3 protein-coding genes are annotated in these 2,144 nt (G+C 47.6%); all 3 read right to left on the bottom strand.

What is annotated here, in order from left to right; all coding sequences use genetic code 11:
* Positions 1-6 precede the first annotated feature (6 nt).
* Positions 7-147: a hypothetical protein gene (locus AC5I6P_RS06515; protein WP_495692937.1), complete on the bottom strand. Its 141-nt coding sequence runs from the start codon at positions 145-147 to the stop codon at positions 7-9.
* Positions 141-1,289, bottom strand: a complete 1,149-nt coding sequence (locus AC5I6P_RS06510) for a TnsB C-terminal domain-containing protein (RefSeq protein WP_495692936.1) — start codon at positions 1,287-1,289, stop codon at positions 141-143. Before AC5I6P_RS06510 ends, AC5I6P_RS06515 begins: the two co-directional genes overlap by 7 nt.
* Positions 1,286-2,144: TnsA endonuclease C-terminal domain-containing protein (locus tag AC5I6P_RS06505; protein WP_495692935.1), on the bottom strand; the 859-nt coding region annotated here is incomplete at its 5' end. The genes AC5I6P_RS06510 and AC5I6P_RS06505, both read right to left, overlap by 4 nt.

Raw genomic sequence — 2,144 nt, 5'->3', positions numbered from 1 at the left:
AGTTGCTCACGATATTTGTCGCCTCTTTTCCTTTTTGCAATAAATCAGCCCTGCTCGGTAGGGGGGGGTGTTGGATACCCGGACGTTAAGGGCATTGACCAGGTTATCGGCGTTGTAACCTTCGAGTTCACCTCGGTCTGCTAGGATTCCCTCAGGTAGATGATGGCTAGGCCATTGGCTTCATCAATCTGAATGCCAAACTCTTGGCAAAAACTCACCTTATTGAGAGTCGCATTTTCGAGAGCCAACATGGCACCTAACCAACTCGGTCCTTCCAGACTGATACTAAATCCCGCAATCAGTCGGCTGAAAGTGTCGATAATAAAGTAGATTACAGGGCGACCAATAATGCGGTTTCGGTCTAGGGAGCTCACTAGATAGATGTCGCCGATCGTGGCATCAATTTGGTAGAGTGACCCTGGACCGTATGCCATCTGGGTTGAATCTCCGAGTACAGCTCGGTGACGTAAGTTGAACCGACGTTCGCCCTTACGGGATATTTCTGCCTGAGTGAAATCGCACTGTTTTTCATACCAGTAGCGGAATTGAGCAAAGGTGGGTAGTTCGCCGGCAGGTGGTAAGACAGGCACCATTACTCCATCCTGCATTTTGTAACCTTTATGAAAAAATTTTTCTAGTGTTAGCTGATAGGCATCTTTCAGGGTTCTCCCTTTTTGGTTTTCGTAAAAAAGTTTGATACCACGATGAAAGCTTTGTCGAGTTTCATCATTAACATTGACTCCAATCGGGGTCTCCATTGCCAAGGCGAGCTTGCTAGGACGACCGCGCTTACAACCGGAACTGTGCCGTTCTTTACCTTTCCCACCACACTGCTCGAAGAGAGGAAGAAGCGCGTTTTTTGTCTGTCCTCCCTGCCAGTAACGCCGCAGATAATTGTAAATAGTCTTTTTAATGCTTCCTGTCTGTTGAGCCGCTTTAGCTACGAGAGATCCTCGATAAGCTTTTATGAACGCCTCTCCCTCTTGACTCTCAACAATTGGAGCAATAATTTCCCACGCCCTGTCTCTACGCTGACGCTGGTTTTCAGGAATTGCACTCTCAGGACGAAGAAGCGCTGCGTATGGATCAACTTCCAAGATGCGAAGTTCTTTAGTGGCGATCGCCGCCTCCAACTCCCTTGATTTTTGCCATCTTGGGAGAGCCTTTCGATTGTTAATCTCAATTGTCACTACATCAGTACCAGAGGAGCTAAGCCACAGTAATCGTTCGATACATGGCTCAGCCTCATCCCTTTGCCATTCCAGCAGCATGTTCAAGCATAGGCTCATCCAGCACCTCCTGCTGCCTGGTATGGCTCGACCGATGGGGTAGTTAGAAGAACTAAGGGCCTGCTGGGTTGAATGAGTTTATTCATGTCAACCAACCACTGTCGATTAGCGACTAGGTGACGAGAAACTGATAGAGCAGTACCTGGTTGTAGCCCGAGTTTGTCATCACACTCTGCAGTCAGGTCAGTTAATACTGCATTCCCTTGAGCCATTCTCAGGGTTAGCGTAGTTGCAATGCGGCGTATCTCAGTTTCTGATAGAGGAAAGAGGTCTTCAAGGCAGAAAAAAGCGTGCAACCAGTCAACATTTTTAGCGAGTACTTGAGGAATTTCTTGTTCAGTAACAATTCCCCAATCGATATTCCTGTTGTGCCAGTAACGGCGTTCAATTTCTAGCTTTTCCAGTGTTCGTTCTGACTGCAAATCTTTAGCAGTCTTGAGTGTCCGAGCTTGTTCGATTACCTCAATATTCTGGGGAACTGTGATGAAAAAGTCCGTCGTCATGACGACAGGCTCTTTAGTTTTTGGGTCTGTGGGGTGACGGATATTGCACTGCTCCGCAACGGCGAGAGTTTCTTCTAGAGGAAGCAGAGGGTACTGTTCTCGAATATCAAAGACGATTGGCGACCATTCAAGAACATAAAAATAGCTCAGTTCGAGATTGCTTAAAAGGTGGTGGACTCGCTTGGCCTTCCACCCCTTGACTCGTGTTGCTAATCCCTGAGATGGGACATCTTGAACTAGCAACCAGGGTTTGTAGTCGGAGCCTCTGCCCTGACCTCGACCCTCACGAATGCGTTTGTCAATAGACTTAATCGGAAATAGGCAGTAGTCGAAGCCAGACAACAAGAGGCTT

Source organism: Myxacorys sp. (assembly GCF_059501405.1).
This window is presented reverse-complemented; position numbering and strand designations above follow the sequence as displayed.